Here is a 26,926-nt window from a genome sequence, read left to right on the forward strand (position 1 = left end):
GACGCGTTCAAGCCAGGCGCGGCGCAGGCTAGGCGCGGGCCGCCGGCCTTGGTCATTCCAAGGTCAAGGCCCGTAACGACGCATGCGCCGCGCCTGGCTTGAACCCGAAGGGAAGGCTGCTGCCGGGCCCCTTTTTCATTCTGAAACGGGTTCTAAGTCTGCGGCGTGGCGCCGGCATCGCCTGCCTGGATCAGCAGCACCGCGTCACGCTTGTCCAGCAGGTGCTGGCGCAGGATGGCGGCAAGGCGCTTGCCATCGTGCGCTTCAAGTGCCTGCAGCATCTCTTCGTGGTCGCGGATGGCGCTGTCCCACTTCGGCTTCTGATAGTTGGAGCGGAAGCGCAGCGCCTGCAGCCGCCGGTTCACCGACAAATAGGTCTGGCGCAGCGCCGTATTGCGGGCCGCCAGGTTGATGCGGTCATGGATCTGGTGGTTGATGCGGTAGTAGCCGGGCAGGTCGTCATTGGCACGGCAGGCCAGCATCGCATAGTGCAGGGCCTTGATCTCGGCCAGTTCGACGGCCGTGATGCGTTCGCAGGCCAGTTCGCCGGAAAAGGCTTCCAGGCCGCTCATCAGCTCAAACGTGTCCTGGATCTCCGCCGTGGACAGGCGCGATACGGTCGCCCCGCGGTTGGGCGAGATATCGATCAGCCCCTCTGCCGCCAGCACCTTCAGGGCCTCGCGCAGCGGCGTGCGGGAGATGCCCAGGGTTTCGCACAGTTCGCGCTCATTGAGCTTCCTGCCCGATTCCAGGGTGCCCTCGACGATGAACGTGCGCAGGTGGGCCACCACGGTGTCGTGCAAGCGTTGCCGTTCGAGCCTGGGGAGTACCGGGGCCGGCGAATCTGCGCCGGAAGTGGCGGCAATTTGCATTCAAAATTCCTATTGCGTAATTGTGTTCAATTTTAGCAGACTCTTAACCGGAGCTCAAAAATGCACGTAAACCCATATTTTATGGGGTAAACGTTAGATAATTTCCGCGCAATCGCTCCTGTTTTCCCATCGCTCCTCTGATAAAGTATTTTGCATTCAAAACTCAAAAGGAGGAGTCAAATGCTGAATCTCAACTTCCATCCCGCCGGCCGCCACTTCCTGCAGATCCCCGGACCGAGCCCGGTTCCCGATCGCATCCTGCGTGCCATCAGCTATCCGACCATCGACCATCGCGGGCCGGAATTCGGCGCGCTGGGCCTCAAGGTGCTGGACGGCATCAAGAAGATCTTCAAGACCGAGCAGCCGGTGGTGATCTACCCGGCTTCGGGCACGGGGGCCTGGGAAGCGGCGCTGTCGAACACGCTGAGCCCTGGCGACACGGTGCTGATGTTCGAGACCGGCCACTTCGCCACGCTGTGGAAGAAGATGGCTGAGAACCTGGGTATCCGGCCCGAGTTCCTCGGCCTGCCGGGCGTTGAGGGCTGGCGCCACGGCGTGCAGGCGGACATGATCGAGGCCCGCCTGCGTGCCGACACCGCGCATGCGATCAAGGCAGTGTGCGTCGTGCACAACGAGACCTCGACCGGCGTGACCTCGGATATCGCCGCCGTGCGCCGCGCCATCGATGCGGCCGGACACCCGGCGCTGCTGCTGGTCGACACCATCTCCGGGCTGGCGTCCGCCGATTACCGGCATGACGAGTGGAGCGTGGACGTGACCGTGTCCGGCTCGCAGAAGGGCCTGATGCTGCCGCCTGGCATCAGCTTCAATGCGGTGTCGCCCAAGGCCATCGCAGCCTCCCGCACGGCCCGGCTGCCGCGCAGCTTCTGGGGCTGGGATGAAATCATCGAGATGAACCGGACCGGCTACTGGCCCTACACCCCCAGCACGAACCTGCTCTACGGCCTGTCTGAAGCCCTCGACATGATCCTTGAGGAAGGGCTGGACAACGTCTTCGCCCGCCACCAGCGCCTGGCCGAAGCCTGCCGCCGCGCGGTCAATGCCTGGGGCCTGGAGATCCAGTGCGCAGACCCCGCCGTCTACAGCCCGGTGCTGACCGGCGTGATGATGCCCGAGGGGATCGACGCGGACGTGGTGCGCAGGAACATCTATGACCGCTTCAACATGTCGCTCGGCGCCGGCCTCGGCAAGGTCAAGGGCCGCATGTTCCGCATCGGCCATCTGGGCGACTGCAACGACCTCACGCTGATGGCCACGCTGGCCGGCTGCGAGATGGGCCTGAAGATCTCGGGCGTTGCGCTCGCGGGCAGCGGCACCGTTGCCGCCATGGACTATCTCGCCGCGCACGCCACGCCGCTGCCGCTCAAGGCTGCCGCCTGACGAGAGCCACTGCCATCCGAGACGGGGACGGGCGCCGCGCGTGCGCAACGCCCCCGCCGGACTGATCGCAACGGATCAGCGCAGCACTGCCGTACCTGACAAAAAAACAGAGGAGACGCTGTGGATACAACCCTGCAGGCGGGAGCAAAGATCAGGACGTTCGAGGATGCGACCTATCGCAAGGTGAGCTGGAGGCTGGTGCCATTCCTGATGGTCTGCTTCCTGATCGCTTATCTCGATCGTGTCAACGTCGGTTTTGCCAAGCTCCAGATGTCGCAGCAACTGGGCTTCAGCGAGACTGTCTACGGGCTGGGCGCCGGTATTTTCTTTATCGGCTACTTCCTGTTCGAGGTGCCGAGCAACCTGGCACTGCACAAGTTCGGCGCCAAGGTGTGGATCGGCCGGATCATGATCACGTGGGGGATACTCTCCGCGTGCTTCGCGTACGTGGAGACGCCAACCCAGTTCTACACGCTGCGCTTCCTGCTGGGCCTGGCGGAGGCCGGCTTCACGCCAGGCATCGTGTACTACCTGTCGTGCTGGTACCCGTCGCACCGGCGCGCCAAGATCATGGCTATCTACTGCATGGGCTCGCCGTTGTCCGGCATCATCGGCAACCCGCTGTCCGGCTACCTGATGGGCAGCATGGCAGGCGTGGCTGGCTTTGGCGGCTGGCAATGGATGTTCCTCATCGAGGCGGTGCCGGCGGTCTTGCTGGGTTGTTTCTGCTTCTACTACCTGGACAACTCCATTGCCAAGGCCAAGTGGCTCACCAGCGACGAAAAGCGCGTGCTTGAGCAGGCCAAGGCGGAGGACGTCAAGGCGGCAGACCCGCAGGCGCGCGTCGGCAAGGTCTTCACCGATCCGCGCGTCTGGCTGATCAGCCTGATCTGCTTCTGCTATGTCACGGGCCAGTACGGCATCACGCTCTGGCTGCCCACGTTCATCAAGTCGACCGGTGTCAGCGACCCGTTCCATATCGGCTTGCTGAGCGCGATACCGTATATGGCGGCCATTGTCGCGATGTACTTCTTCGGGCGCAGTGCCGACAAGCATCGCGAGCGGCGCTGGCACCTGATCATCCCGTGCATGATGGGCGCGATCGGCTTCCTGGCGTTGCCCTGGGTCATGCACAACACGGCGCTGTCGCTGGTGTTCCTGTCGCTCGCCGCGGCCGGCATCCTGACCTGCACGCCGCTGTTCTGGTCCTTGCCGACGGCCTTCCTGAGCGGCGCGGCGGCGGCCACGGCCATCGCCATGAGCAACTCGATCGGCAACCTGGCCGGTTTTACCAGCGGCTACATGATCGGCTACCTGCGGGACGTGACCCAGAGCGGCAACAGCGCCTACTTCATGATTGCCGGGATGCTGACCCTGGGCGCCTTCTGCATCTGGACACTGCCGGCCAGGCTGGTCAACCGGTAGCAGGACGAAGCGGGGCGCTGTCACCGGGCGGCGCTCCCCATCCCCACCACATTGCCAACACTTCAGGCGCCCGATGCCGGCGCATGAGAGGTCTCATGACAAACACCTTCGAACCAGTGCCGGACGGCCCTGGCCATCACGCGCCGTTCAGCGTGGTGGAAGCCACCGTTGCCGGCGCGCATGCCGCGATGCGCGACGGCAGGCTGACGGCGCGCCAACTGGCCAGCGCATGCCTGGCGCGCATCTCGGCCTATGACCAGAGTGGTCCCGCCCTGCGCAGCATCCTGCAGCGCAACCCGCAGGCGCTGGAAGAGGCCGGACGCATCGACGCCATGGCTGGGCGCAACCCATCGCAGGCGCTGGCGCCGCTGCATGGCATCCCGGTGCTGGTCAAGGACAACATCGAGTGCGGCGGCATGGAAACCACCGCCGGCGCCGCCTGCCTGCGCGGCAACCTGTCCACCGACGATGCCTTCGTCATCCGCCGGCTGCGCGAGGCGGGTGCCATCGTCCTGGCCAAGACCAACCTGCACGAGCTTGCCTCGGGTGGCGAGACCGTCAGCACCTTTTCCGGCCAGACCCTCAATCCCTATGACCTGACCCGCACGCCCGGCGGTTCCAGCGGCGGGACCGGCGCCGGCATCGCAGCCAGCTTCGGCGTGCTTGGCATCGGCACCGACGGGGTCAATTCGATCCGCTCGCCGGCCTCGGCCAACAACCTTGTCGGCCTGCGCCCGACTATGGGGCTGATCAGCCGGGCGGGGCTGGTCCCTTGCGGGCTGACGCAGGACACCATCGGCCCGATCACCCGCACCGTGGCCGATACGGCGCTGCTGCTCGATGTCATCGCCGGCTATGACCCTGCCGATCCGGTCACCAGCGAGGGTGCGCCCCACATTCCGGCGAGCTATGCCGCCAGCCTTGACCGCGACGGACTCAGGGGCGCGCGCATCGGCGTGCTGCGCCATTTCTTCGGCGACCAGGATGTGCACCGTCCCGTCAACGCCGTGATGCAGGAAGCGCTGGCCATCATCGCGGCACATGGCGCCGAGCTGGTCGCGATTGAAGACGTCATCAGCCCGGACGAGCTGCTCGCGTCCACGCTTGTGCACCACTACGAGATGGAGCGCGACCTCGACGCCTACCTGGCGGGGCTGCCTCCCGGCGTCCCGGTGCGATCGATGAAGGACATCATCGCTGCCGGTTCTGTCCATCCAAGCGTGGCGGGAACCCTCGCCACCGCGGCAGCGCTGAGCGAGCGGGAAGGGGAGTACCGCGAGCGCCTGCAGCGCCAGCAGGCATTGCGCCAGCGGCTGCAGGAGCTGATGGCGCGGCATCGGCTTGACGCGCTGGCATTTCCGCACCAGCGGCGCCTGGTGGTGCCGGTCGGCGAGACCCAGGCGGAGCGCAACGGCGTGCTCGCGTCGGCCACTGGTTTTCCGGCCATCGTGATTCCGGCCGGATTTTCGGCGCCGGACGGCAATGCACCCCAGGGTGTGCCGGTCGGGCTGGAGCTCTTTGGCCTGCCCTTCACGGAACCCGTGCTGATACGCCTGGCGTATGCGGCCGAGCAGGCCTTGCGCGCCCGCCGGCCACCGCATTCGACGCCCGCGCTGGAATAGGCGCGCGCCGGAACGAAGTTTTATCGCTGCTCTACAAAGGCCAGCCGGACACGGCGGCGACAAGGTCGCGGACATAGCGCGACGACCTCGAACCGAGGAGGAGACAAAGATGGGCGCAGAAACTGTAGTTCAATCGCCGAATTCCCCACAGCAGCATGAGCTGGACCGGGCCATGGATGGCATCGGGGTGACGGCCTCGCACAAGAAGATCATCTTCATGATCATGCTCGGCGTGATGTTCGATGTGTTCGAGCAGAACGCCGTCGGCCTGATCGGCCCGATGCTGCGCGAGCAGTGGGGAATTTCGGTGGCACAGATTGGTTTTCTCAATACGCTGACGTTCAGCGCCGCCGCGCTGGGACGCATCGGCTCCGGCTATATCGCGGACCGCTACGGCAGGCGCACGATGCTGAGCGCCAACCTGCTGCTGTTCACCCTGGGCGCCATCATCTGCGCGGTGGCGCCGAACTATGGCGTACTGGCGGCGGGCCGCTTTATCGTCGGTATCGGCCTGGGCGGGGAGATCTCGATCGCCGTGACCATGCTGGCCGAGCTGTGCTCGACGCGCTTCCGCGGCACCGCGGTGGGCCTGGTCAGCGTGGGCAGCGGCGGATTTGGCAATATGCTGGCGCCGGCCTTCGGCCTGGCGGTATTCGCCATGTTCCCGGGACCGGACAGCTGGCGCTGGCTGTTTGCCTGCCTGGTGCTGCCGGCATTTTTTGTCGTGTTCTACCGGCGCTTTATTCCGGAGACGCCGCGCTTCCTGCTGTCCAAGGGGCGCGTGGACGAGGCCAACCGGGTGCTGTCGGTGCTCGCATCCGGCCGCCTGGGCAAGCTCGACGTCGAGCCGACGCCCTATATCAAGGCCGCGATGCAGGACGAGGCGCCGCGCGCCAAGGTGCGGCTGGGCGACATCTTCAAGGGCAAACTGGGACGGCGCACCATCGCGCTGGGCATTGCGGTGTCCATGACATATGGCGCGCAGATCTCGGTCCTGACGCTGATGCCCACCATCCTGATGTCGCAGGGCTACACCATCTCCAAGAGCTTTCTCTTCACCATGGTGATGCAGAGCGGCAGCCTGTTCGGCGCGCTGGCGGCGTCGTACTGCGGCTATCACATTCCGCGCAAGCGGGTGCTGACGATAGGCGCGGGGCTGGCCTGCGCGGCCGGGTTGTGCTTCGGCTTCCTGACGTATAACGTGGGCCTGGTGCTGCTGTTTGGCGCCGCCTTCACGTTCTGCGTGGTGTTGCTGAACACGTCGATCTGGATCTTCGCGCCGGAGCAGTATCCCACCCACGTCCGCGCGTTCGGCACCTCGCTGATCCTGGCGCTCGGCACCCTGGCCGGGGCGCTGACGCCGCTGATCAGCGGGCGCGTGTTCGAGACCTACGGCGTTGGCGGCATGTTCAGCATGCTCGCGGCGATGTACGCAGTGTTTGCGCTGGCCGTGCAGTTCGCGCCGGAAACCTTCGGCCGCGCCATGGGCGAGACCGCCGCCGACGACGAAGCCGTGCCTGCGGTCAGTGGCGCCGCGGCCAACGCCAGCGGCTCCTGAGACCGGCCCGCTCCCGGCGGCGTGCTGCGCGCGCTTGCCGGGAGCGGGATACCGGGCAATGTTCATCCCTCCTTCAAGGACATACCCAAGGCATGACATCTTCCAATATCGATCGGGTCGCGCAGGCCCTGCTCAGCGCGCGTAGCGAACAGGGTTGCGCCGATGCAGGGCAATTTGCCACCTTGCTTGAGAATGCGGAGCAGGCTTACGCCGTCCAGTCGGCCGTGGCCCGCACGCTTGGCTGGCAAGCGACAGGGGCCGGCTACTGGAAATCCGGCGGGGCCTCGCGCGAGGCGGTGCTGACGCATGCCCAACTGCCGCCGGCCGGGGTCTGGACCAGCCCCGCGCATGCCGGCGGCTGGCCTTTCACATGGCGCGGCATCGAGGCGGAGATTGCGTTGCGGCTGGGGCAGGATGTTGACGCCGCGCAGGCTGCCGCCCTCGACTACGCCGGCGCGGCGGGGCTGATCGATGCGATGGCGGTGTCGATCGAAGTCGTCGATTCGCGCTGGCGGCAGTATCTCGCCGCGCCTGCGCTGCTGAAGCTGGCCGACCTGCAGTCCCACGGCGCGCTGGTGCTTGGCGATTGGCGTGACTATGCGGCGCGGGACTGGGCGGCACAGCATTGCCGGGTGCAGATCGGCACGCAAACGACCGAGCGCCGCGGCACCCACGCGCTGGGCGATCCGGCCTATGGACTGGTCGCCTGGCTGCGCCACGCCACGCGCGACGGGCGACGCATAGAGGCCGGCACGGTCGTCACCACCGGCACCTGGGTCGGCATCCTGGATGCATCGGCAGACGACCTGGTGACTGCGGAGTTCGATGGCATCGGCCAGGCCTCGGTCCAGCTCTGAGGTCAACTGACCTGAGCGCAGGGCGTCAGCTGCGCAAGCCGACGCCCTGCATGATGATCCGCAGCACCCACGCGGCCACGCCCAGTGCCGCCACGCTGGCGGCCCAGATCAGCACCAGCCAGCCGACGCGGCGCAGCCAGGTGCCGGGGCCCGAGCGCTGTGTATCCATATCCATCAGTGGTAGCCCTCGCCGTGGCGCACCTTGCCGCGGAACACGTAGTACGCCCACACCGTGTACATCAGGATGAAGGGGATGATGAACAGCGCCCCCACCAGCGCAAAGCCCTGGCTTTGCGGCGGTGCGGCGGCGTCCCAGATCGAGATCCCGGGCGGGATGATATTGGGCCAGACGCTGATCGCCAGCCCGCTGTAGCCCAGGAACACCAGCCCCAGCGCGTACATGAACGGCGAGATATCGGGCTCGTGCCGCAGCGCGCGCATCAGCATGAACATGCACAGCGCCACCAGGATCGGCACCGGCGAGAACCAGAACAGGTTGGGCAGGCTGAACCAGCGCTCGGCAATCTCCGGGTGCGTCAGCGGCGTCCACAGGCTGATCACGGCGATCACCGCCAGCAGCAGCCACGCCAGCGTGCCGGTCAGCTTGATCATGCGCTGTTGCAAGTCGCCCTCGGTCTTCATGATCAGCCAGGTGCTGCCCAGCACCGTGTAGGCCACCATCAGCCCCACGCCGCAGAACAGCGGGAAAGGCGTGAGCCAGTCCAGCGGGCCGCCGGCAAAGCGGTGGCCCTCCAGCTTGATGCCGTCGATATAGGCGCCCAGCGCCACGCCCTGGAAGAAACTGGCCGTGGCCGAGCCCAGGATGAAGGCGGCGTCCCACACCGGGCGCTCGCGGTCGTTGGCCTTGAAGCGGAACTCGAACGCCACGCCGCGGAAGATCAGGCCCAGCAACATCATCATCAGCGGCAGGTAGAGCGCGCTCAGCACCACCGAATACGCCAGCGGGAATGCCGCCAGCAGCCCGGCGCCGCCCAGCACCAGCCAGGTCTCGTTGCCGTCCCAGACCGGTGCGACCGTGTTCATCATCACGTCGCGGTCATGCCGGCCGGGCACGAACGGGTAAAGCATGCCGATGCCCAGGTCGAAGCCGTCCATCACCACGTACATCATCACGCCGAAGAAGATGATGACGATCCAGAGAAGCGAGAGGTCGATGCCCATGGTGTCAGCTCCGGGTGCGTGCAGCGGTGGCGGGGGCGAGCGCTTCATCGTCATCCACCGCTGACAATGGCCGTGCCGGCGTATGCTCGCGTCCGGGGCCGCCTTGCGGCTTGGGCTCTTCCAGCGCCGGGCCCTTGCGCACCAGCCGCATCATGTAGGCGATGCCCACGCCGAACACGAAGAAATACGCCACCACGAAGATCGCCAGCGTCACCGCCAGCTCAGGCACGCCGTGCGGCGACACCGCGTCGGCGGTGCGCTGCAGCCCGTAGACTACCCACGGCTGGCGCCCGACCTCGGTGGTGAACCAGCCGGCCAGGATGGCGATCAGGCCGGCGGGCCCCATCCACAGCGCCATATGCAGGAAGCCGCGCGAGCGGTACATGCGCTCGCCCCTGCGCAGCAGCAGGCTCCACAGGCCCAGCAGGATCATCAGCAGCCCCAGCCCCACCATCACGCGGAACGACCAGAACAGGATGGTGGAATTGGGCCGGTCCTGCGGCGCGAACTCCTTCAGGCCCTTGATCTGCCCGTCCCAGGTATGGGTCAGGATCAGGCTGCCAAGGCGCGGCACCTCGACCGCGAAGCGTGTCTCTTCGCGCGCCATGTCGGGCCAGCCGAACAGCAGCAGCGGCAGGCCTTCATGGCCCTTGTTCTCCCAGTGGCCTTCCAGTGCGGCGATCTTGGCGGGCTGGTGCTTGAGCGTGTTCAGGCCGTGCATGTCGCCGATCACGGCCTGGATGGGCGCGACGATCAGCAGCATCCACATCGCCATCGACAGCATCTTGCGGATGGCGGGGTTGTCGCGCCCGCGCAGCAGGTGCCAGGCGGCGGACGCGCCGACGAACAGCGCCGTGGCCAGGAACGCCGCCACGCTCATATGCACCAGGCGGTAGGGGAACGACGGGTTGAAGATGACTTCGAACCAGTTGGTCGGCACCACGCGGCCGTTGATGATCTCGAACCCCGCCGGCGTCTGCATCCAGCTGTTGGAGGCCAGGATCCACGTGGCCGAGATCAGCGTGCCGAGTGCCACCATCACCGTGGCAAAGAAATGCAGCCCCGGACCGACGCGGTTCCAGCCGAACAGCATCACGCCGAGAAAGCCTGCCTCCAGGAAGAAGGCGGTCAGCACCTCATAGGTCAGCAGCGGCCCGGTGATGCTGCCCGCGAATTCCGAGAAGAAGCTCCAGTTGGTGCCGAACTGGTAGGCCATCACCAGCCCGGACACCACCCCCATGCCAAAGTTGACGGCAAAGATCTTGGACCAGAAGTGGTAGAGGTCGCGGTAATGCGTGCGCTGCGTGCGCAGCCAGCAGCCTTCCAGCACCGCCAGGTAGGCAGCCAGGCCGATGGTGATCGCCGGAAAAATGATGTGGAAGGAAATCGTGAAGGCAAACTGGGTGCGGGCGAGGTCGAGCGCGGTCAAACCAAACATTGTGTTCTCCGTGGCGCTGGCCTGGCGCACGCCTTGGACGAGCGCGGCACTGCCGTCTGGCAGGCCGGGCCGGTCGGCAGGTGCGCCAGGGCGCGGGCCGTAGGCGCGTGCGGTAAAGCGTAGTGTACGCCGCGCGCGCAGCAAAGGGCAGCGTGCTGCCGGTGGCGTGTGGGTGACATATCGCCGCACCCGTGCCGCCGGCGCCGCTTCATGTGGCACCGTACCCTTGTCCGATGGCGACCATGTTAACGGCGCCACGATGAACGGAACAGCATCACATCATTGCAAAAATACCGTATCAGTTTTGCGCGGCGCAACAGAGGGAGCCACTGACAAATCGGACCAGGAAGTGCATAGTTATGCGCTTCCCATAAGCCTTTGAACATCGCGTCCGCCACCGCCTGACGCGGCCCCGCCAGCCATGGATTCCACCTTGCTGATCGTGATTGCCGGCGCCGCCGTAGCCGGCTTTGTCCAGGGGCTGTCGGGCTTTGCCTTCGGCATGGTGGCGATGTCGTTCTGGGCCTGGGCGATCGAGCCGCGGCTGGCCGCGGCCATGACCGTGTTCGGCGCGCTCACCGGCCAGCTGCTGGCGGCAGCGTCGGTGCGCCGCGGGCTGTCGTGGCGGCGCCTGTGGCCGTTCGTGGCCGGCGGCGTGGTTGGCATTCCGCTGGGCGTGGCGATCCTGCCGGTGCTCGACGCGCAGTGGTTCAAGGCTGTGCTCGGCGCCTTCCTGACGCTGTGGTGCCCGGTGATGCTGATGGCGCGCCGGCTGCCGCATATCGGCGTGGGCGGGCGCGTGGCCGATGGCATGGCCGGCGCTGCCGGCGGCGTGATGGGCGGCATCGGCGGCTTTACCGGCGTGATCCCCACGCTGTGGTGCACGCTGCGCGGCTTTGACAAGGACGAGCAGCGCGCCGTGATCCAGAACTTCAACCTCGCCACCCTGGCCATGACGATGGCCGCCTATGTGGGCGAGGGCATCGTCACGCGTGAGATGCTGCCGATGTTCCTGGTGGTGGCGCCCGCGATGCTGGTGCCCACGCTGCTGGGCACGCGGCTCTACCTCGGCATCAGCGAGGCCACGTTCCGCAAGATCGTGCTGATCCTGCTGACGGCATCAGGCGTGGCGCTGCTGGTGTCGTCGCTGCCGGAACTGCTGTAGCCTGCTGCCGGGAGTCAGCGGGTCTCAGGCGATGTGGTGCACCCACCCGAACGTGTCCGCCACCTTGCCGCGCTGGATGCCGGTCAGCAGGGTGCGCAGGCGCCGCGTAACGTCGCCTTCGCCGCCGTTGCCGATGGTGAACTCGCCACCGGCATGGCGCACCTGGCCGATCGCGGTGACTACTGCAGCCGTGCCGCAGGCAAAGGTTTCCCTGACGCGGCCGCTGGCGGCATCGGCACGCCAGGCCTCGAACGCGTAGGGGGCCTCGGTCACCGTCATGCCCTCATGCCGCGCCAGCTGGATGATCGAGGCGCGCGTGATGCCCGGCAGGATGGTGCCGGCCAGCGGCGGCGTCAGCAGCGAGCCGTCGTCCATCACGAAGAACACGTTCATCCCGCCCAGTTCCTCGATCCAGCGATGCTCCGCGGCGTCGAGGAATACGACCTGGTCGCAGCCATTTGCCGACGCCTCGGTTTGGGCGATCAGGCTGGCGGCATAGTTGCCGCCGCACTTGGCTGCGCCCGTGCCGCCAGAGGCGGCGCGCGTGTACTGGTCAGACACCCAGACCGTCACCGCCGACTTTCCGCCCTTGAAGTACGCGCCAACCGGGCATGCGATCACGCAGAAAATATACTCAGCCGCCGCACGCACGCCCAGGAAGCTTTCCGCGGCGAACATGAACGGGCGCAGGTACAGGCTGCCGTCACCGCCAGGGACCCAGTCCCGGTCGATGTCAACCAGGGCCTCGACGGCCTGCAGGAACACGTCTTCCGGAAGGTCGGCCATCGACATGCGGGCGGCCGAGGCGCGGAAACGCTTGGCATTTTCCCCGGGGCGGAACAGCGAGATCTTTCCGTCGGCGCCGCGGTAGGCCTTCATGCCTTCGAAGATCTCCTGGGCGTAGTGGAGCACGGCGCAGGCCGGGTCGAGCTGGAACGGACGGCGCGCTTCCACCTTGGCGTCATGCCAGCCGCGGCCTTCGGTCCAGCGGATCGTCACCATGTGGTCCGTGAAGACGCGTCCGAAGACGGGATCAACCAGACTGGCAGCGATCTGATCGGCCGGCGTGGGGTTGGGGTGACGCTCCACGGTGAACTTCAGTTGGTTGTCAGTGCTCATGTTTCAGTGTCATAGGATGGCTTTAGCACCGACGATGCTCTCGGCCTGGATACAGCTTGCTGTGGAGGGTTTTCCGCCAGCACAGGCCGTGGATTATACCTCGGTGCACGACGCAAACCACCGTGGTTGTCTTTTGCTTGGCTCCTGGAATCCGGGACTCCAAGGACTGCCATATGCCGGAGATCAGCTGACCAGCAGCGTCGCCCCAAGCCGCGCAGGCCCAGACCGGCGACTCCACGGTTGAAGTTAGTCATGCTTCACCTCTCAGCCTGCCCGGCGCGACGAATGCGGTGATCCCGAGGACTCAATGCTCGAGGTTGCTGCCGGACTCTCGGCGCTCCTCGGCATACTCCTGGCAGCCCTCAACAAAGGCTTGGGAGTCACCGGTGCAATCGTCCGGATCGGAGATATCGTTGTCAGCCGCCCAGTAATAGCCCGCTTCATGTCCTGAGCAGTCCTGGGTGCAGCGGGAGCCTAAGAACCGTTCGCCGCCGGCATCGCCTTGCGTCGGACGGGGCACCTGAGCTTCGAACCGGCGTGTCATTTCATCGAGGGTGTCGCCTTGGTCGGCCGCAATAGTGGGCAGGAACTGGTCCCGGTAGATTTCCCAGATAAGAACTTGTTCTTCTGGAGTGGCCTCATCAAAGCCAGCCTTAGCTTTGAACTCATTCCACTTAAGGGCGGTAGGGGAAGGTGCCTCGGCGGATGAGGCTGGCGCCGCTGAGGAGGCAGACGCTGTTGCGCCGGATCGCGCTGGACCAGCGGGCCGGTGGTCACACGCAGCGAGGCAAATCAGGCTCGCGGCCACCAGCCAGCGCTTCATGCCTCTTTGCGAATCTTTGATTGCTCAGGATGCAGGCCGGCGAACCCGATCACCTTCTTGTCTGGACCAGTAAGCTGCCAATTGCTCGGGTCCGAGGTCGTGGATCTCCTGCGCATCGCCAGCAGCAGTAGCGCGGCGATTTCATGCGGGGTTCGCATGTTGGTTCTTTGTCGTGGGGTGGAAAAACGAAACAGGACACCGTGTCCACATCAGCGCAGATGTCCGCCAAACAGTCCGAGCAGGCCGATGACGATAAGGTAAATGGCGACGATGTAGTTAAGCAGCCGCGGCATGACAAGAATCAGGATCCCAGCGATCAGGGAAATGAGAGGACCAGCGCTGGTGATGATATTCACGATGACTCCATGGATTGGCGTGATCGGACGGTAATTCCGCCGGCGGCTACGGGCGCTTGCTTATTTGTCAATAATCCAGCGTATGCCAACGTGTGTGGGATTGCAATGCGACAGCGTACGAAGGAAACGCCAGGCGGGCGCGTTGGTGGCCAGTTTTCTTGCCCGCGCGGCTGGGCGCGCCGAGGACGCTAGGCGCGCGCCGCAGCGGCTTCCCGCAGGCACGCCACCAGCTGGTCGGTGCCGATCGACGGTGCGCGCTCGCGCAGCGTGATGATGCCCACCGGCGGCAGGTCGACCGGTACCTCCATCTTCAGCACTTGCAGCCTGCCTTCCTCCTGCAGCGACAAGGCAACCGACTCGGCCATGAAGCCGGCCGCCCCGCGCTGGCCGACAAAGGTGGCCTGGGCCAGGTAGGACGAGGTCTCGATGACATCCTGCGGCGGGTGCAGGCCGTGGCGATAGAACGCCTGTTCGATCTTCACGCGCAGCGATGCCCACGGCGGCGGCAGCACGCACGGCATCGCGGCCAGGTCGGCCCAGCTCGGGCGGGCCTTGCGCGCCAGCTTGTGGCCGCGCCGGACCACTATCACCATGGGTTCTTCGTAGAGTGCTTCGGTGAGCAGGTCCGGCGCGGCATAGCCCGGCTCCAATCGGCCCACGATCAGGTCGAGTTCGCGCAGCCGCAGCTTGGGTAGCAGATGGGTCAGGTCGCCTTCCTCCACCAGCACGGTGGCACGCGCGTGGCGCTCCTTGAGCATTCCCACGGCCTGCGCCAGCAGCACCGGCAGCGCAGCGCCCATCGAACCCACGCGGATGCGTCCGGAGGCGCCGCTCTGTACGGCCGCAATTTCCTCGCGGGTCTGCTCGTACTGCGCCAGCACCGAGCGCGCAAAGCGCACCAGGGATTCGCCGGCGGGGGTGGGCTCGGTGCCGCGGGTGGAGCGCGTGAACAGCGCCAGCCCAAGCATTTTCTCGACTTCGGTCAGCACCTTGGATACCGCCGGCTGGCTTACCGACAGGAATTCCGCGGTGCGGCCCAAGTGGCGGAACTCATCCAGCGCCACCAGCAGTTGCAGGTGGCGCAGCTTGATATTGGAGCGCAGCGCGCGGTCGATCTGTACCATCCCGGCAGTCTACCTAACCGGTAGGTTATGAAGCAATGCCGATTTTCGATTGGATTGTTATGTAACGGAGCGACAGAATGCGGGCATGACGAGGCTGGCTGCGCCGGTCCCGCCGATAATCAGAACATCGGAGACACCCGCAAATGATCCAAGGTTTCCCTATCGATTCCAAGCGCCGCCGCCTGCTCATCGGAGCCGCTGCGGGTGCTGCCGCCGGCGCTGCCGGTGTGCTGTTGCCTGCTGCGCGCGCGCTGGCAGCCGGGTATCCCGAGCGTCCCATCACCTTTATCTGCCCGTGGCCGGTGGGCGGCACTGCCGACCAGTCGATGCGCGCGCTGTGCCAGGTGGCCGGCGGCATTCTCAAGCAGTCGATCGTCGTCGAGAACCGCGCCGGCGCCTCCGGCATGATCGGCACCAAGGCCCTGGCGCGCGCCAATCCGGACGGCTACACCATCGGCCAGATCCCGATCTCGGTGACGCGCTTCGCGCAGCTCGGCATGCTGCAGCTGGATCCGCGCAGCGAGCTGACCTACCTGGCGCGCACCTCGGGCCAGACCTTCGGCATCGCCGTGCCGGCCAACTCGCGCTACAAGACGCTGCAGGACGTGGTGGCCGCGGCCAAGGCCAGCCCCGGCAAGATTACCTATGCGCACGCCGGCATCGGCGGCGCTACCCACGTCGGCATGGAGCAGTTCGCGCTGGCCGCGGGCATCCAGTTCAATGCCATTGCCTACAAGGGCGGCGCTGCCGCGCTGCAGGACGTGCTGGCCGGGCAGGTGGACCTGCTGGCCGATTCCAGCTCATGGGCGCCGCACGTGGAAGCCGGCAAGCTGCGCCTGCTGGCCACCTGGGGCGAACAGCGCGCGACCCGCTTCAAGGACACGCCGACGCTCAAGGAACTGGGCTACAACGTGGTGGTGGAAGCGCCCAACGGCATCGGCGCCCCGAAGGGCCTGCCGCCCGCCGTGGAAAAGAAGCTGCGCGACGCCTTCCGCGCCGCGGTGGCCAGCAACGAGTTCAAGCAGGTGGCGGCGCGCCTGGATGCGCCCGTGATGTACCTGGACGGTCCCGACTACAAGAAGTACGTGGCCAGTGTCTATGACCAGGAAACCCAGCTGATCCAGCGCCTCAAGCTGAAAGAACTGCTGCAGCAAGGCTGATTGTTGCCGAAGGCCAAGTCCAAGTGAACCCCAATCCCGTCATCCGTCTGCACGCCAACGACAACGTGCTGGTCGCCCGCAGCGACCTCAGCCTTGGCCAGCAACTGGCCGACCCCGCCGTGCGCGTGCGCGCGCAGGTGCCGGCCGGCCACAAGATCGCGGCCTGCGCCATCGCGGCCGGCACGCCGGTGCGCAAGTTCGACACCGTCATCGGCGTGGCCGCGCGCGATATCGCCCAGGGCGACCACGTGCATTCGCACAACCTGACACTGGTCGATTTCTACCGCGACCCGGCGTTCTGCCAGGATGTGCGGCCGGTGGACTACGTGCCCGAGGCCCAGCGCGCAACTTTCAACGGCTTTGTGCGCCCGGACGGGCGCGTGGGGACGCGCAACTTCATCGGCATCCTGTCGTCGGTCAATTGCTCGTCCACCGTGATCCGCCAGATCGCCGCGCATTTCACGCCGCAGCGGCTGGCGGCCTATCCGAATGTCGATGGCGTGGTGGCCTTTGCGCAGACCAGCGGCTGCGGCATGTCGTCGCCGAGCGAGCATTTCGACGTGCTGCGCCGCACGCTGGCCGGCTACGCGCGCCATCCCAACCTGGCCGGCGTGCTGATCGTCGGCCTGGGCTGTGAGCGCAACCAGGTGGCGTCGCTGCTGGAATCGCAGGGGTTGGAGCCGGGCCCCGCGGTGCATACGCTGGTGATGCAGGATACCGGCGGCACGCGTGCCACCATCGCGGCCGGCATCCGCGCAATCGAATCGATGCTGCCCGCGGCCAACGCCGCGGCGCGCCAGCCGGTGCCCGCCAGCCACCTGAAGATCGGGCTGGAGTGCGGAGGCTCGGACGGCTTTTCCGGCATCAGTGCCAACCCGGCGCTGGGCGCGGCGATGGATATCCTGGTGCGCCATGGCGGCACCGCCATCCTGTCTGAAACGCCGGAAATCCATGGTGTTGAGTTTATGCTCACGCGCCGCGCAGTGACGCCCGAGGTCGGCCAGAAGCTGCTGGATCGCCTCGCCTGGTGGGAGCGCTACACCGCCGGCCACAACGCGCAGTTCAACGGCGTGGTCGGCCACGGCAACCAGCAGGGCGGCCTGGCCAATATCTTCGAGAAATCGCTGGGCTCGGCCATGAAGGGCGGCACCACGCCGCTGCAGGCGGTGTACGAATACGCCGAGCCGATCGACCAGGCCGGCTTTGTGTTCATGGACTCTCCCGGCTATGACCCGGTGGCCGTCACCGGCCAGATCGCCAGCGGCGCCAACCTGATCTGCTTTACCACGGGCCGCGGTTCGATGTTCGGCTCCAAGCCCGCGCCGACGATCAAGCTTGCATCCAACTCGGCGATGTACAACCGTCTGGAAGAAGACATGGACATCAACTGCGGGCTGGTGCTCGACGGCGAGCTGAGCGTGCCGCAGATGGGCCAGCGGATCTTCGAATATATCCTGCGCGCGGCCTCCGGCGAGCCGACCAAGAGCGAGGTGCTGGGCCTGGGCGACAACGAGTTCGTGCCGTGGCACCTCGGCATCGTCAGCTAGGCCGCGTCCCGCAAATCTCTCTCCCTCTACCCTGATGCTGACTCTTTCCGAGCAAGCGCTGCTGCGCAGCCAGAACCTGATTGACGACCGTTGGCGCGATGCCGGCCTTGGCGCCCGCCTGCCGGTCACCGACCCTGCTACCGGCGAGGCCTTCGCCAACGTGCCGGACAGTGATGGTGTCGATGCGCGCCTTGCCGTTGAAGCCGCCGTGGCGGCGTTCCCCGCCTGGAGCCGCCGGCCCGCGCGCGAACGCGCCCAGTTGCTCAAGCGCTGGCACGCGCTGATCCTCACGCACCAGGAAGACCTGGCGCGCATCATCTCGACTGAGCAGGGCAAGCCGTTGAAGGAAGCGCGCGGCGAGGTGCAGTACGGCGCGTCGTACGTCGAGTGGTTTGCCGAAGAGGCCACCCGCATCTGCGGCGATATCGTCGCGGAAGCCGTGCCGGGCCGCAAACTGCTGGTGCTGAAGGAACCGGTGGGCGTCGTTGCGGCGATCACGCCGTGGAACTTCCCGCTGGCGATGATCGCCCGCAAGATCGCCCCCGCGCTGGCCGCCGGCTGCACGGTGGTGGCCAAGCCCGCCGAGGACACGCCGCTGACCGCGCTGGCTTTGGTATGGCTGGCGCAGCAGGCGGGCATGCCGGCGGGCGTCCTCAACATCGTCACGGCTTCGCGCGAGCGCACGCCCGGCGTGGTCGATGCCTGGCTGGCCGATATCCGCGTGCGCAAGATCACGTTCACGGGCTCCACGCCGGTGGGCAAGCACCTCGCGCGCGAATCGGCGGGCACGCTGAAGAAGCTGTCGCTGGAACTGGGTGGCAACGCGCCGTTCATCGTCTTCGAGGACGCTGATCTCGATGCCGCGGTCGATGGCCTGATGGCGTCCAAGTTCCGCAACGGCGGCCAGACCTGCGTGTGCCCGAACCGCGTTTACGTGCACGAGACCGTGCACGACGCCTTTGTCGAGCGCCTGGCACAGCGCGTTGGCGCGCTCCATGTCGGCCCGGCCACGGAAGACGCCGCGCAGATCGGCCCCATGATCAATGCCCGCGCCGTCGACAAGATCGCGCGCCATGTGGACGACGCCGTTGCCAGGGGCGCGCGCGTGGTCACCGGCGGCAAGCGCGTGCGCACCGCCGATGGCCCGCACTACTACGCGCCGACTGTGCTGGTCGGTGCGACCCCCGCGATGGAGCTGTCGTGCGAAGAGACCTTCGGCCCGGTCGCGCCGATTTTCCGCTTCCGCGATGAAGCCGAGGTGATCCGCGACGCCAACGACACCCCGTTCGGCCTGGCTGCCTACTTCTATTCCAACGACATCCGCCGCATCTGGCGCGTGGCGCAGGCGCTGGAAACCGGCATGGTCGGCATCAACGAGGGCGCGATCGCGGCCGAGGCGGCGCCGTTTGGCGGCGTCAAGGAATCCGGCTACGGGCGCGAGGGCTCGCGCCACGGGCTGGACGACTACATGCATACCAAGTACCTTTGCCAGGGCCAGCTCAGCTGAAGCGCCGGCGCATCGATCATCGAACAGGAAACACCATGCCCGCAAACAATCCCTTCAAGACCGCGCTGGCCGCCCGCCAGGCGCAGATCGGCCTGTGGCTGTCGATGGCGACGCCGTACCTGGCCGAAGTGTCGGCCACCGCAGGCTTTGACTGGCTGCTGATCGACGGCGAACACGCTCCCAACGACCTGCGTTCGACACTGCACGCGCTGCAGGCGGTGGCGCCATACCCGGTCCAGCCCGTGGTGCGCGCCGTGGCCGGCGAAGTGCCGCTGATCAAGCAACTGCTCGACATCGGCGCGCGCAGCCTGCTGGTGCCGATGGTGGATACCGCGGAGCAGGCGCGCGCGCTGGTCGGCGCCACGCGCTACCCGCCGCAAGGCGTCCGCGGCGTGGGCAGCGCGATTGCGCGCGCCTCGCAGTGGAGCGCGCGCACCGATTATCTCGACGTGGCCGATAGCGAGATCTGCCTGCTGGTGCAGGCTGAAACCGTCACCGCGTTGCAGAACCTGGACGCCATCTGCGCGGTGGACGGCATCGACGGCGTCTTCATTGGCCCGGCCGACCTGGCCGCCTCGATGGGCCACCGCGGCCGCCCCGGTCACCCGGAGGTGCAGGCCGCCATCGAAGGCGCGATGCGTACCATCATCGCCAGCGGCAAGGCCGCCGGCACGCTGACGTCGGACCCGGCGCTGGCGCGCCGCTACCTCGAACTGGGCTGCACCTTCGTGGCCACGGGCGTGGACGTGATGCTGTACGCCAACGCCGCGCGCAAGCTTGCCGCATCGTTCCGTGCGCAGCCCGCAGACGCTCCCGCCGCAGACAAGCCCTCCGCCGCGTACTGACCCGTATCTCCTTCGCCTTACACACATGCCAGCCGAAACCCCGACCCCAGACACCACCTTGCGCGCGATGCAGGCCATCGTCGGCGCCAACGCCTGCCGCAGCGGCGACGCCGACATGCAGGCCTACGTCACCGACTACCGCGGCATCTACCGCGGCCAGGCGCAGGTAGTGGTGCTGCCGTCATCGACGGAAGAGGTCAGCCAGGTGCTGCAGTGGTGCCACACCCAGCGTGTGCCGGTGGTGCCGCAGGGCGGCAATACCTCGCTGATGGGCGGCGCCGTGCCGGATGACAGCGGCACCGCGGTGGTCGTCAACCTGAGCCGCATGAACCGCGTGCTGGGCATCGACACCATCAACGACACCATGACCGTGCAGGCCGGCGTCACGCTGAGCGCCGCACGCAGCGCTGCCGAGGCGGGGCAGCGCCTGTTCCCGCTGCGCATCGGTTCGGAAGGCTCGTGCCAGATCGGCGGCAACCTGTCGACCAATGCCGGCGGCACCGCGGTACTGCGCTACGGCAATATGCGCGACCTCGTGCTAGGCATCGAGGTGGTGCTGCCCGATGGCCGTGTCTACTCGTCACTGCGCGGCCTGCGCAAGGACAATACCGGCTACGACCTCAAGCACCTGTTCGTCGGCGCTGAAGGGACGCTTGGCATCATCACCGGCGCCGTGCTCAAGCTGATGCCGCAGCCCCGCAGCAGCGCAGTGGCCTTTGTCGCGGTGCAGGACCCCGCCGCGGCCGTGGCCTTGCTGGGCGAAGCCAAGCGCCTGTCCGGCCAGGCCGTGACCGCGTTCGAGCTGATCTCGCGGCCCGCGCTGGAACTGGTGCTTGAGTATCTTGGCAACGTGGCTTCCCCGCTGCAGGACAAACACGACTGGATGGTGCTGATCGAGCTCACCTCCGGCACCGATGCGGAGAGCCTCAACGCCACGCTGATGGAGATCCTCGAATCCGGCTTCAGCCAGGGCCTGGTGCTCGACGCCGCCGTGGCCGCCAGCCTGTCCGATGCCCAGACCTTCTGGCGCATCCGCGAAGAGATCTCCGACGCGCAGACCCGCACCGGCGGCAGCATCAAGTGCGATGTCTCGGTGCCGCTGTCGCGCATCGCCGCGTTTGTCGAGGAAGCCTCGGCCAGAGTGCTAGAACTGGTGCCGGACGCGCGCATGGTGATCTACGGCCACATGGGCGACGGCAATGTGCACTTCAACCCGCTGCGTCCCAAGGATCAGCCAGGTAAAGAGTTCCTGGCGCAATGGTATGAGCGGGTCTCGGCGCTGGTCGACGGCATGGCCCATGCGGAAAACGGCTCGATCTCGGCCGAGCATGGCATCGGGGTGGCCAAGCGCGATGACCTGACGCGCTACAAGTCCCAAGTGGAACTGGAGTTGATGTGGCAGGTGAAGCAGGCGCTTGATCCGCTGAACCTGCTCAATCCGGGCAAGGTGCTGCCGACACCGGTGCAATAACACACTGTCCTTCCATGTGGCGGAACGCGGGCAGGGGCGCGCGTGGCATGAATCGCCCATCTGGGCTAAGGTGTCAGGTATCCAGAACGCGCGGAACCGGGGGCATTGCCGCACCGGCCACCGCGCACAGCACGGCCGGCCCACCGGCCCAGACACCGATGAGCGCCCAATCCCCCGACATCGCCCTCGCAGCTGCACCTATCTCCCTCGAAAAGCCCGAGCTCGACTACCCCTGCGGCGACGCGCCCGAGCCCGGCCGCGCGCATGAAGTCGCACCTGGCGTGCTGTGGCTGCGCATGCCGATGCCGCTGGGCCTGAATCACATCAACCTGTGGGCCATCCGCGACCACAACGGCTGGGCCGCGGTCGACTCTGGCTTGCAGACGCCGGAAACCGCGCAGGCCTGGCGTGCGCTGTTCAGCGAAAACGGCGCGCTCGCCGGCGGGCTGACCCGGCTGTTTGCGACCCATATGCACCCCGACCACATCGGCATGGCCGGGTGGCTGACCGGCAAATTCGACTGCCAGCTGTGGATGACGCGGCTGGAATACCTGATGTGCCGCGTGCTGGCGGCGGATACGGGACGCGCGGCGCCCGATGACGCGATCGAGTTCTATCGCAAGGCCGGCTGGGACGACGAAGCGATCGAGGTCTACCGCACCCGCTTCGGCGGCTTCGGCAAATATGTCCACGCCTTGCCCGAGAGCTTCCACCGGCTGTCCGATGGCGACACCGTGCGCATTGGCGCGCACGACTGGCAGGTCATCGTCGGCACCGGTCATTCGCCCGAACATGCGTGCCTGTACTGCCCGGCGCTGAAGCTGCTGGTGTCCGGCGACCAGGTGCTGCCGCGCATTTCCTCCAACGTATCGGTGTTCCCGACCGAGCCGGATGCCGATCCGATGCAGGACTGGCTGGCCTCGCTGGATAAGGTGCGCGCCGCCGTGCCGGACGATGTGCTGGTACTCCCGGCGCATAACGAACCGTTCCGTGGGCTGCATGCGCGCATCGACTATCTGCGGGCCAGCCAGATGCAGGCGCTGGACCGGTTGCGTGGGGCGTTGGGGACGCCGAAGCGGGCGGTGGATGTGTTTGGCGAGCTGTTCTCGCGGCCGATCAGCGGAAGTGGCGGGCTGTTGGGGATGGCTACCGGCGAAAGCGTTGCGCACCTGAACTACCTGCTGGAGCGGGGCGAGGCAGTGCGCGAGACCGGCCCCGATGGCTGCCACTGGTACCGCATGAGGTAATCCCAAGCGGCGGGAATTGCCGCGTCGCCTTGACTTCAGCTCGTACGATATATATCGTAAGATATGTTTTACGACATATCGAAGGTAGTCATGCGACATCATTCCCACCCTTTTGGCTTCTCCGGCCACGGCCGCCACCTGCTGATGCGCCTTGTGCCGCACTTTGAGCGTCACCTCGCCCACCGCGCCATGGGCCGCCACGGCGGCGGCTTCTGGGGCGGCGGGCATGACGACGGCTTCGGCCCTGGCGGTCCCGATGGTCCCGGCAGCTTCGACGGCGAAGGCTGGCGCCGGGGCCGCAAGTTCAGCGCCGATGACCTGCAGTTGCTGCTGCTGGCCATGCTGGAAGAGAAGCCGAGCCACGGCTACGAGCTGATCAAGGCGATCGATACCCGCACCAACGGCTTCTACAAGCCCAGTCCCGGCGTGGTCTATCCGGCCCTGACCTACCTCGAAGAGGTCGGCTACGCCACCGTCGACACGGAAGGCAACAAGAAGCGCTACCAGCTGTCCGAGACCGGCAAGGCCCACCTGGCGGCCAACCGCGAGCGGGTTGAGGTGATGATCGCCAAGCTGCGCCACGTGGCGCGCAAGGTGGAGTGGATGCGGCGCGCCATGAGCGGCGAGCCGCAGCCCGAGCCGGAGCAGGGCGGCTGGCTGCCCGAGCTGATGCAGGCCCGCGCCGCGATCAAGCGTGCCATTGCGCTGCGCAGCGATGCGGGCGCCGACGAGCAGCGCCGCATCGCGGAGATCCTGCTGCGCGCGGCTGCCGAGATCGAAGCGGTCCGCAAGGCCTGACGCGTGGCACTGACGCTGGCTGCGGCCATCGGCAACCTGACCCGGCAGGCGCCGGATTTGATCCCAAGGAATTCCAATATGAGTGAGAACAACCAAGCCTCCGCACGCGACCTGGCTGTGCAGCGCGTGCGCCATCCGCTCAAGATGCGCCTGCTGCAGGTGGTGCACACCACGCAGGTGTCGCCGCAACTGCTGCGCGTCACGCTGGGCGGCGCCGATTTGCAGGACTTTGTCTCGGCGTCATTCGACGACCACGTCAAGGTCTTCTTCCCGGTGGACGGCGCCGACAAGCCGGTGCTGCCGCAGGTCACCGCTGACGGCATCACCTTTCCCGAAGGCCAGCCGCGCCCGGCTGCGCGCGACTACACGCCGCGCCGCTACGATGGGGCGAAGCAGGAACTGGATATCGAGTTTGTGCTGCACGGCGATGGCCCCGCGTCGACCTGGGCCGCGCAGGCGCAGCCGGGCCAGTACCTGGGCGTGGGCGGCCCGCGCGGCTCGTTCGTGGTGCCCACGGCGTTCGACTGGCACCTGCTGATCGGCGACGATACCGCGCTGCCGGCAATCGCCCGGCGCCTGGAAGAGCTCGGGGCCGATACGCGCGCCATCGTGGTGGTGGAAGTGGGCGATGCCGCCGCGCAGATTCCGTTGCCGACGCAGGCGCACTGCGATGTGCATTGGCTTCACCGTGGCGATGCGCCGGAAGGCAGCCTGCTGGAAGGCGCGCTGCGCAAGCTCACGCTGCCGCGCGGCGAGGGCTATGTGTGGGCGGCCGGCGAGGGCTCGGCGATGAAGGCGGTGCGCCAGTACCTGGTCACGGAACGGGGCATCGACAAGAAGCGCATCCGGGCGTCTGCGTACTGGAAGCGCGGCACGGCGGCGGTGCACGAGACGCTGGACGACTGAGTCCCCTTGCCCGGTGTACGCGGGCGGGCGCATGCCATAAGATGGCGGCATCGCTACAGCCAGGGGAAATGCCGTGCTGCCTGCCATCAAACCGTTGCGCATTGCCGCGGTTGCCGCGGCATCCCTTGCCATGCTCGCCGCCTGCGCGCCAGACGCGGTACGCAATGTTCAGGCCAAGGACTTCAATGCTTATCTCGACAAGCTGACGACCGCGTGCCCGAACATGGTCATGGGGTCGAGCAATATCAGCGAATGGCTGCGTACCAGCGGCGACAGCGACGACAGCAACTACGTCTACTGGCTGGACCAGACCTCACGCCTTTACTATCAACGCATCTCGGTCAAGCAATACCGGGACTCGATCAGCGCGGCTCTGGGCGGCCGCTCTGACGCGCCCGCGCTGGACTGCATCGTGCGCAACCTGCCGGCTGAGCGGCCCACGCGCGTGCCGGGCAGCCGGCTGTAGGGATTGCACGCAGGCGTTGTGCAATCGCCGCATCCCCGCTAACATGAGTTCCCGGCAGCCGAGACAACGGCTGCCGACGTCGCTCGGACGGTTCCGGGCGCTTACGTAAAGGACTCCCTCATGACTGCCGCTTCTGGCAAGCGCCGCTTTGCGCGCATCGATCGCCTTCCCCCGTACGTTTTCAATATCACCGCCGAGCTGAAGATGGCCGCCCGCCGCCGTGGCGAGGACATCATCGACATGAGCATGGGCAACCCCGATGGCGCCACGCCGGCGCATATCGTGGCCAAGCTCACGGAAGCGGCGCAGCGGCCAGATACGCACGGCTACTCGGCCTCCAAGGGCATCCCGCGGCTGCGCCGCGCGATCGCGCACTGGTACCGCGAACGCTATGACGTCGAGATCGACCCGGATACCGAAGCCATCGTCACCATCGGCTCCAAGGAAGGCCTGGCGCACCTGATGCTGGCAACGCTCGACCGCGGCGACACCGTGCTGGTGCCCGATCCCAGCTACCCGATCCATATCTACGGCGCAGTCATCGCCGGGGCGGATATCCGCTCGGTGCCGCTGGTGCCGGGCATCGACTTCTTTGCCGAGCTGGAGCGCGCCATCCGCGGCAGCTATCCCAAGCCGAAGATGATCGTGCTGGGCTTTCCGTCCAACCCCACCGCGCAATGCGTGGAGCTGGACTTCTTCGAACGCGTCATTGCGCTGGCGCGCAAGCACGATATCTTCGTGGTGCACGACCTGGCCTATGCCGACATCGTCTTCGACGGCTGGAAGGCGCCGTCGATCATGCAGGTGCCAGGCGCCAAGGACATCGCGGTGGAGTTCTTCACGCTGTCCAAGAGCTACAACATGGCGGGCTGGCGCGTGGGCTTCATGGTCGGCAACGCGGACCTGGTGGCGGCGCTGACGCGCATCAAGAGCTATCACGACTACGGCACCTTCACGCCGCTGCAGATCGCGGCCATCGCCGCGCTGGAAGGCGACCAGCAATGCGTGAGCGAGATCGCCGCGCAATACCAGTCGCGCCGCGACGTGCTGGCGCGCGGGCTGATCGAAGCGGGCTGGCCGGTCGAGATCCCGAAAGCGTCGATGTATATCTGGGCGCGGATTCCCGAGCCGTACCGCGCGCTGGGCTCGCTGGAATTCTCCAAGCAGCTGCTGGCCAAGGCCAAGGTATCGGTTTCGCCGGGCATCGGCTTTGGCGACTACGGCGACGAGTATGTGCGCTTTGCCCTGATCGAAAATGAATCGCGCATCCGGCAGGCGGTGCGGGGCATCAAGGCGATGTTCCGGGCAGACGGGCTGGTCAAGCCGCCGTCGGCCGCGCAGGCATGAACGTGCGCCGCCCTCAGTAGCGGCGCAGTGCCTCCAGGTCGAGCACGTGCACCGCGCCGTGCTCGACCGCCAGCAAGCCTTCGCTCTCCAGCACCTTGAGGGCCGCATTGGCCCGCTGGCGCGAGATGCCCGCCAGCAGGCCGACTTCTTCCTGCGTCAGGTGCAGCGCCGGACCCAGCCCAGGGCATAACACCGGATGGAACAGCGTGGCCAGTGCCCGCGCCACGCGGCCTTCGATGCCGTGCAGCCGCTCATGCTCGACGGTGGCAATAAACAGGCCCAGCCGTTCGTTAAGCTGGCCGAGCAGATAGCGATTGAAAGGCAGGCTGGTCTCCTGGAGCCAGCGGAAGGTCGCTCCCGGCATGCAGGCGATGCGGGAATCGCGCAGGGCCACCACGTCATAGCGCAGCGCTTCACGCTTGAGCAGTGAACCTTCGCCGAGCCAGCCGCCGGCCGGCACGCCGGTCAGGGTGGCGCGCTTGCCGGAGGGCGATGCGCAATGCACCTTGACCAGGCCCTGGGCGATGCCAAGCCAGCTGTCGGCCGGGTCGCCCTTGCGGATGACATAGGCGCCTTGCGGCACCACGCGTTCACGCAGTTCTGCGCGCACGCGCTGGCGTTGCTCAGGGGTCAGTGCTGCTGCCCAGGGGCTGCACGCCAGCAGCGCGTCGAGACTCACGGTAGCGCATC

At 66.6% G+C, this 26,926-nt stretch carries 26 protein-coding genes; 16 read left to right on the forward strand and 10 right to left on the reverse strand.

From position 1 onward, the window contains the following. Nucleotides 1–152 precede the first annotated feature (152 nt). Entirely contained in the window at nt 153–872 is a 720-nt protein-coding gene (locus tag A3A5_RS0129610; protein WP_018314064.1) for a GntR family transcriptional regulator, read from the reverse strand. A 180-nt stretch (nt 873–1,052) separates the two neighbouring features. On the opposite strand from A3A5_RS0129610, the gene A3A5_RS0129615 reads away from it, so the two are divergent. The 5 genes from A3A5_RS0129615 to A3A5_RS0129635 all read left to right on the forward strand — a co-directional run bounded on the left by A3A5_RS0129615 (nt 1,053) and on the right by A3A5_RS0129635 (nt 7,735). Then, nucleotides 1,053–2,273 carry an alanine--glyoxylate aminotransferase family protein gene (locus A3A5_RS0129615; RefSeq protein WP_018314065.1) on the forward strand — a complete coding sequence of 407 codons (1,221 nt, stop codon included), beginning with the start codon at nt 1,053–1,055 and terminating at the stop codon, nt 2,271–2,273. Between the two features lie 120 nt (nt 2,274–2,393). After that, nucleotides 2,394–3,698, forward strand: a complete 1,305-nt coding sequence (locus A3A5_RS0129620; protein WP_018314066.1) for an MFS transporter — start codon at nt 2,394–2,396, stop codon at nt 3,696–3,698. Between the two features lie 95 nt (nt 3,699–3,793). Further along, nucleotides 3,794–5,320: an amidase family protein gene (locus A3A5_RS0129625; RefSeq protein ID WP_018314067.1), complete on the forward strand. Its 1,527-nt coding sequence runs from the start codon at nt 3,794–3,796 to the stop codon at nt 5,318–5,320. 109 nt (nt 5,321–5,429) lie between these two features. After that, nucleotides 5,430–6,878, forward strand: coding sequence for an MFS transporter (locus tag A3A5_RS0129630; RefSeq protein WP_026201257.1), 1,449 nt, complete (start codon nt 5,430–5,432; stop codon nt 6,876–6,878). 92 nt (nt 6,879–6,970) lie between these two features. After that, on the forward strand, nt 6,971–7,735 hold the full coding sequence (locus A3A5_RS0129635; protein WP_018314069.1) for a fumarylacetoacetate hydrolase family protein: 765 nt from the start codon (nt 6,971–6,973) through the stop codon (nt 7,733–7,735). 25 nt (nt 7,736–7,760) lie between these two features. Here the strand turns inward: A3A5_RS0129635 and A3A5_RS42275 are convergent, their stop codons facing one another. From A3A5_RS42275 to A3A5_RS0129650, 3 genes are read right to left on the reverse strand one after another with little or no spacing between them, the layout of a single operon-like run. Then, entirely contained in the window at nt 7,761–7,910 is a 150-nt protein-coding gene (locus A3A5_RS42275; protein WP_018314070.1) for a DUF2474 domain-containing protein, read from the reverse strand. After that, nucleotides 7,910–8,917 (reverse strand): cytochrome d ubiquinol oxidase subunit II, encoded by a 1,008-nt coding sequence (gene cydB / locus A3A5_RS0129645; protein WP_018314071.1) that lies wholly within the window; start codon nt 8,915–8,917, stop codon nt 7,910–7,912. Before cydB ends, A3A5_RS42275 begins: the two co-directional genes overlap by 1 nt. Before the next feature lie 4 nt (nt 8,918–8,921). Further along, entirely contained in the window at nt 8,922–10,355 is a 1,434-nt protein-coding gene (locus A3A5_RS0129650; RefSeq protein ID WP_018314072.1) for a cytochrome ubiquinol oxidase subunit I, read from the reverse strand. Nucleotides 10,356–10,776: 421 nt separating this feature from the next. On the opposite strand from A3A5_RS0129650, the gene A3A5_RS0129655 reads away from it, so the two are divergent. Beyond that, complete coding sequence (locus tag A3A5_RS0129655; protein ID WP_018314073.1) at nt 10,777–11,520, forward strand: sulfite exporter TauE/SafE family protein; 744 nt, start codon at nt 10,777–10,779, stop codon at nt 11,518–11,520. 24 nt (nt 11,521–11,544) lie between these two features. Here A3A5_RS0129655 and A3A5_RS0129660 read toward each other — a convergent pair whose 3' ends face one another. The 5 genes from A3A5_RS0129660 to A3A5_RS0129675 form a co-directional block, all read right to left on the reverse strand. Then, a complete protein-coding gene (locus tag A3A5_RS0129660; protein ID WP_018314074.1) occupies nt 11,545–12,639 on the reverse strand; it encodes a branched-chain amino acid aminotransferase in 1,095 nt (364 codons plus the stop codon). 304 nt (nt 12,640–12,943) lie between these two features. Then, nucleotides 12,944–13,462 (reverse strand): hypothetical protein, encoded by a 519-nt coding sequence (locus A3A5_RS42910; RefSeq protein ID WP_018314075.1) that lies wholly within the window; start codon nt 13,460–13,462, stop codon nt 12,944–12,946. Beyond that, the gene (locus A3A5_RS43660) at nt 13,459–13,620 is read right to left on the reverse strand and encodes a hypothetical protein (RefSeq protein WP_157637317.1); all 162 of its coding nucleotides are present in this window, start codon (nt 13,618–13,620) and stop codon (nt 13,459–13,461) included. Before A3A5_RS43660 ends, A3A5_RS42910 begins: the two co-directional genes overlap by 4 nt. A gap of 51 nt (nt 13,621–13,671) precedes the next feature. Beyond that, on the reverse strand, nt 13,672–13,818 hold the full coding sequence (locus A3A5_RS42280) for a DUF3096 domain-containing protein (protein ID WP_013952956.1): 147 nt from the start codon (nt 13,816–13,818) through the stop codon (nt 13,672–13,674). A 188-nt stretch (nt 13,819–14,006) separates the two neighbouring features. Then, nucleotides 14,007–14,942, reverse strand: a complete 936-nt coding sequence (locus A3A5_RS0129675; RefSeq protein WP_018314076.1) for a LysR substrate-binding domain-containing protein — start codon at nt 14,940–14,942, stop codon at nt 14,007–14,009. 143 nt (nt 14,943–15,085) lie between these two features. Here A3A5_RS0129675 and A3A5_RS0129680 point away from each other — a divergent pair, with 143 nt between their 5' ends. The 10 genes from A3A5_RS0129680 (at nt 15,086) to alaC (ending at nt 26,236) form a co-directional block, all read left to right on the forward strand. After that, on the forward strand, nt 15,086–16,102 hold the full coding sequence (locus tag A3A5_RS0129680) for a tripartite tricarboxylate transporter substrate binding protein (protein ID WP_018314077.1): 1,017 nt from the start codon (nt 15,086–15,088) through the stop codon (nt 16,100–16,102). Between the two features lie 23 nt (nt 16,103–16,125). Then, nucleotides 16,126–17,649: a UxaA family hydrolase gene (locus tag A3A5_RS0129685; RefSeq protein WP_018314078.1), complete on the forward strand. Its 1,524-nt coding sequence runs from the start codon at nt 16,126–16,128 to the stop codon at nt 17,647–17,649. Nucleotides 17,650–17,683: 34 nt separating this feature from the next. Then, complete coding sequence (locus tag A3A5_RS0129690) at nt 17,684–19,156, forward strand: NAD-dependent succinate-semialdehyde dehydrogenase (RefSeq protein WP_018314079.1); 1,473 nt, start codon at nt 17,684–17,686, stop codon at nt 19,154–19,156. A gap of 35 nt (nt 19,157–19,191) precedes the next feature. Next, a complete protein-coding gene (gene hpaI / locus A3A5_RS0129695) occupies nt 19,192–20,001 on the forward strand; it encodes a 4-hydroxy-2-oxoheptanedioate aldolase (protein WP_018314080.1) in 810 nt (269 codons plus the stop codon). A 25-nt stretch (nt 20,002–20,026) separates the two neighbouring features. After that, a complete protein-coding gene (locus A3A5_RS0129700) occupies nt 20,027–21,472 on the forward strand; it encodes an FAD-binding oxidoreductase (RefSeq protein ID WP_026201259.1) in 1,446 nt (481 codons plus the stop codon). 158 nt (nt 21,473–21,630) lie between these two features. After that, nucleotides 21,631–22,719 (forward strand): MBL fold metallo-hydrolase, encoded by a 1,089-nt coding sequence (locus A3A5_RS0129705; RefSeq protein WP_018314082.1) that lies wholly within the window; start codon nt 21,631–21,633, stop codon nt 22,717–22,719. A 90-nt stretch (nt 22,720–22,809) separates the two neighbouring features. Next, nucleotides 22,810–23,517 carry a PadR family transcriptional regulator gene (locus A3A5_RS0129710; protein WP_035813975.1) on the forward strand — a complete coding sequence of 236 codons (708 nt, stop codon included), beginning with the start codon at nt 22,810–22,812 and terminating at the stop codon, nt 23,515–23,517. A gap of 78 nt (nt 23,518–23,595) precedes the next feature. Beyond that, nucleotides 23,596–24,423, forward strand: a complete 828-nt coding sequence (locus tag A3A5_RS0129715) for a siderophore-interacting protein (RefSeq protein ID WP_026201260.1) — start codon at nt 23,596–23,598, stop codon at nt 24,421–24,423. Nucleotides 24,424–24,496: 73 nt separating this feature from the next. Continuing rightward, nucleotides 24,497–24,889, forward strand: a complete 393-nt coding sequence (locus tag A3A5_RS0129720; RefSeq protein WP_018314085.1) for a hypothetical protein — start codon at nt 24,497–24,499, stop codon at nt 24,887–24,889. Nucleotides 24,890–25,009: 120 nt separating this feature from the next. Then, nucleotides 25,010–26,236: an alanine transaminase gene (gene alaC, locus A3A5_RS0129725; protein WP_018314086.1), complete on the forward strand. Its 1,227-nt coding sequence runs from the start codon at nt 25,010–25,012 to the stop codon at nt 26,234–26,236. 13 nt (nt 26,237–26,249) lie between these two features. Here alaC and A3A5_RS0129730 read toward each other — a convergent pair whose 3' ends face one another. Then, a complete protein-coding gene (locus A3A5_RS0129730) occupies nt 26,250–26,915 on the reverse strand; it encodes a Crp/Fnr family transcriptional regulator (protein WP_026201261.1) in 666 nt (221 codons plus the stop codon). Between the last annotated feature and the right edge of the window lie 11 nt (nt 26,916–26,926).

Origin of the sequence: Cupriavidus sp. UYPR2.512 (assembly GCF_000379565.1) — a bacterium.
Lineage (GTDB): Bacteria > Pseudomonadota > Gammaproteobacteria > Burkholderiales > Burkholderiaceae > Cupriavidus.

Bases quoted from the DNA above. Each gene is read 5' to 3' on its own strand.
- A3A5_RS0129610 (WP_018314064.1), bottom strand. From the start codon at position 872: ATGCAAATTGCCGCCACTTCCGGCGCAGATTCGCCGGCCCCGGTACTC.
- A3A5_RS0129615 (WP_018314065.1), top strand. From the start codon at position 1,053: ATGCTGAATCTCAACTTCCATCCCGCCGGCCGCCACTTCCTGCAGATC.
- A3A5_RS0129625 (WP_018314067.1), top strand. From the start codon at position 3,794: ATGACAAACACCTTCGAACCAGTGCCGGACGGCCCTGGCCATCACGCG.
- A3A5_RS0129630 (WP_026201257.1), top strand. From the start codon at position 5,430: ATGGGCGCAGAAACTGTAGTTCAATCGCCGAATTCCCCACAGCAGCAT.
- A3A5_RS0129635 (WP_018314069.1), top strand. From the start codon at position 6,971: ATGACATCTTCCAATATCGATCGGGTCGCGCAGGCCCTGCTCAGCGCG.
- A3A5_RS42275 (WP_018314070.1), bottom strand. From the start codon at position 7,910: ATGGATATGGATACACAGCGCTCGGGCCCCGGCACCTGGCTGCGCCGC.
- cydB (WP_018314071.1), bottom strand. From the start codon at position 8,917: ATGGGCATCGACCTCTCGCTTCTCTGGATCGTCATCATCTTCTTCGGC.
- A3A5_RS0129650 (WP_018314072.1), bottom strand. From the start codon at position 10,355: ATGTTTGGTTTGACCGCGCTCGACCTCGCCCGCACCCAGTTTGCCTTC.
- A3A5_RS0129655 (WP_018314073.1), top strand. From the start codon at position 10,777: ATGGATTCCACCTTGCTGATCGTGATTGCCGGCGCCGCCGTAGCCGGC.
- A3A5_RS0129660 (WP_018314074.1), bottom strand. From the start codon at position 12,639: ATGAGCACTGACAACCAACTGAAGTTCACCGTGGAGCGTCACCCCAAC.
- A3A5_RS42910 (WP_018314075.1), bottom strand. From the start codon at position 13,462: ATGAAGCGCTGGCTGGTGGCCGCGAGCCTGATTTGCCTCGCTGCGTGT.
- A3A5_RS43660 (WP_157637317.1), bottom strand. From the start codon at position 13,620: ATGCGAACCCCGCATGAAATCGCCGCGCTACTGCTGCTGGCGATGCGC.
- A3A5_RS0129675 (WP_018314076.1), bottom strand. From the start codon at position 14,942: ATGGTACAGATCGACCGCGCGCTGCGCTCCAATATCAAGCTGCGCCAC.
- A3A5_RS0129680 (WP_018314077.1), top strand. From the start codon at position 15,086: ATGATCCAAGGTTTCCCTATCGATTCCAAGCGCCGCCGCCTGCTCATC.
- A3A5_RS0129690 (WP_018314079.1), top strand. From the start codon at position 17,684: ATGCTGACTCTTTCCGAGCAAGCGCTGCTGCGCAGCCAGAACCTGATT.
- hpaI (WP_018314080.1), top strand. From the start codon at position 19,192: ATGCCCGCAAACAATCCCTTCAAGACCGCGCTGGCCGCCCGCCAGGCG.
- A3A5_RS0129700 (WP_026201259.1), top strand. From the start codon at position 20,027: ATGCCAGCCGAAACCCCGACCCCAGACACCACCTTGCGCGCGATGCAG.
- A3A5_RS0129705 (WP_018314082.1), top strand. From the start codon at position 21,631: ATGAGCGCCCAATCCCCCGACATCGCCCTCGCAGCTGCACCTATCTCC.
- A3A5_RS0129710 (WP_035813975.1), top strand. From the start codon at position 22,810: ATGCGACATCATTCCCACCCTTTTGGCTTCTCCGGCCACGGCCGCCAC.
- A3A5_RS0129715 (WP_026201260.1), top strand. From the start codon at position 23,596: ATGAGTGAGAACAACCAAGCCTCCGCACGCGACCTGGCTGTGCAGCGC.
- alaC (WP_018314086.1), top strand. From the start codon at position 25,010: ATGACTGCCGCTTCTGGCAAGCGCCGCTTTGCGCGCATCGATCGCCTT.